The following is a 1,422-nucleotide window of genomic DNA, read 5'->3' as shown; positions in this document are numbered from 1 at the left end:
TGACCACGCGCCTGAACCCAATCACCACGCCCCGCCACCAGCTCCGCGCCGAGAAGGCGCGCCGCAACAAAGAAGCCGCGCTGAACGCCTTCATCGGCAAGAAAGCCGAGATCGACGAGATGCTCGCGCGCTTGGCAAGCCTCAGCGACGACCACTTCAACGCCCACCCCGACGAGGTGAACTGGGGCCATGTCGGCACCCTTGAGCACTACGCCAGCCTCCTGAAGCGCATCTCCGACAGCGCCTTCAGCGAAGGCGAGCACGCGGAGTGACAGGAGCAAACACCATGGAAACCAGCACCATCCGCATCGCCATTCGGGGCCTCAACGAGCCTTGGGATACGAGCCGCATCCCGACCGTCCTCGACGAGATCGAAGCGTCCCTCCGCGAGGAAGCCGATATTCCCGCACGGCTGACCGCCGACAGCATGGCCATCGCAATCGACGTTGCCACCGACCGGCTGCCAGCTGCCGCTGCGCTCCTGCGCGAGATCGGGTTGATCTGACCTCGGGCACATGCCCGAACTCCGGCCGCGCGGTCTGCGCGGCTCGGAGTCGTAGGAGACCGCGACGGTCGCGGTCCGAACACGGAGACGACCCAATGACCAAGCTTTCAGACGCCCAGATGATCATCCTGTCCCGCGCGGCCCAGAACGAGTGCCGCATTGCCCTGCCGCTGCCCGACAGCATGCGCGGCGGTGCCGCTTCAAAGGTGGTCAGCGCAATGCTTGCCAAGGGCTTCCTCGAAGAAGCCGACGCAGACATGCGCAAGGGCGAGCCCGTCTGGCGCGAGACCGGCGATGGCCACGGCGTCACGCTGATCGCCACCGATGCAGGGCTCTCCGCCATCGGCATCGAGCCAGTGGGCGCGACGGACGCGCCTCCCGAGGAAGCCGCGCCCGATACCCTCGCTGAGCCCGACGCCGCGCCCAAAGTGCGCACGCAGCGCGAGGGCACCAAACAGGCCAAGCTGATCGCCATGCTCCGCGCGTCAGAAGGCGCGACCATCGAAGAGATTATGGCGGCAACCAATTGGGCTGGTCACACGATTCGAGGTGCCATGTCCGGCGCGCTGAAGAAGAAGCTCGGGCTCGAGGTCACCTCAGAAAAGACAGAGGAACGTGGACGCGTCTATCGGATCGAAGACTGATCCCGCCCTGCTGCGCCGCTGAAATCCCGGCGGTAGGGAAGCCGCCGCCGAACAGAGCCGCCGCTCCTCATGGGCGGCGGCTTCGTCGTTTTGACCCGGATTGCCTCGAATAGCCGCCGCAGCACATAGGACCGCGCTATGCTTACCACCGTTTATGCCGAGCGGATGATTATGCGGAGTCTGTGGCGCCCGTGATGGGCGCCGCAGGGGCTTTTGGCGGTTGTCACTCCGCATAATTCCGGCCGTTGCTCGCCTCGACCAACATTGCCATCA

General features: G+C 65.4%; 4 protein-coding genes. 3 read left to right on the top strand and 1 reads right to left on the bottom strand.

What is annotated here, in order from left to right:
- The 3 genes from ROE7235_RS19595 to ROE7235_RS19585 form a co-directional block, all read left to right on the top strand.
- A partial coding sequence (locus ROE7235_RS19595) for a hypothetical protein (protein WP_245964052.1) occupies positions 1–272 on the top strand: 272 nt, incomplete at its 5' end.
- A gap of 14 nt (positions 273–286) precedes the next feature.
- The gene (locus ROE7235_RS19590) at positions 287–505 is read left to right on the top strand and encodes a hypothetical protein (protein ID WP_121097719.1); all 219 of its coding nucleotides are present in this window, start codon (positions 287–289) and stop codon (positions 503–505) included.
- A 95-nt stretch (positions 506–600) separates the two neighbouring features.
- Positions 601–1,149, top strand: coding sequence for a DUF3489 domain-containing protein (locus ROE7235_RS19585; protein ID WP_121097717.1), 549 nt, complete (start codon positions 601–603; stop codon positions 1,147–1,149).
- Here ROE7235_RS19585 and ROE7235_RS21125 read toward each other — a convergent pair.
- Positions 1,131–1,298: a hypothetical protein gene (locus ROE7235_RS21125; RefSeq protein WP_442476007.1), complete on the bottom strand. Its 168-nt coding sequence runs from the start codon at positions 1,296–1,298 to the stop codon at positions 1,131–1,133. The genes ROE7235_RS19585 and ROE7235_RS21125 overlap by 19 nt on opposite strands.
- Between the last annotated feature and the right edge of the window lie 124 nt (positions 1,299–1,422).

The sequence above is a fragment of the Roseinatronobacter ekhonensis genome, assembly GCF_900499075.1.
Lineage (GTDB): Bacteria > Pseudomonadota > Alphaproteobacteria > Rhodobacterales > Rhodobacteraceae > Roseinatronobacter > Roseinatronobacter ekhonensis.
This window is presented reverse-complemented; position numbering and strand designations above follow the sequence as displayed.

Bases quoted from the DNA above. Each gene is read 5' to 3' on its own strand.
- ROE7235_RS19585 (WP_121097717.1), top strand. From the start codon at position 601: ATGACCAAGCTTTCAGACGCCCAGATGATCATCCTGTCCCGCGCGGCC.
- ROE7235_RS19590 (WP_121097719.1), top strand. From the start codon at position 287: ATGGAAACCAGCACCATCCGCATCGCCATTCGGGGCCTCAACGAGCCT.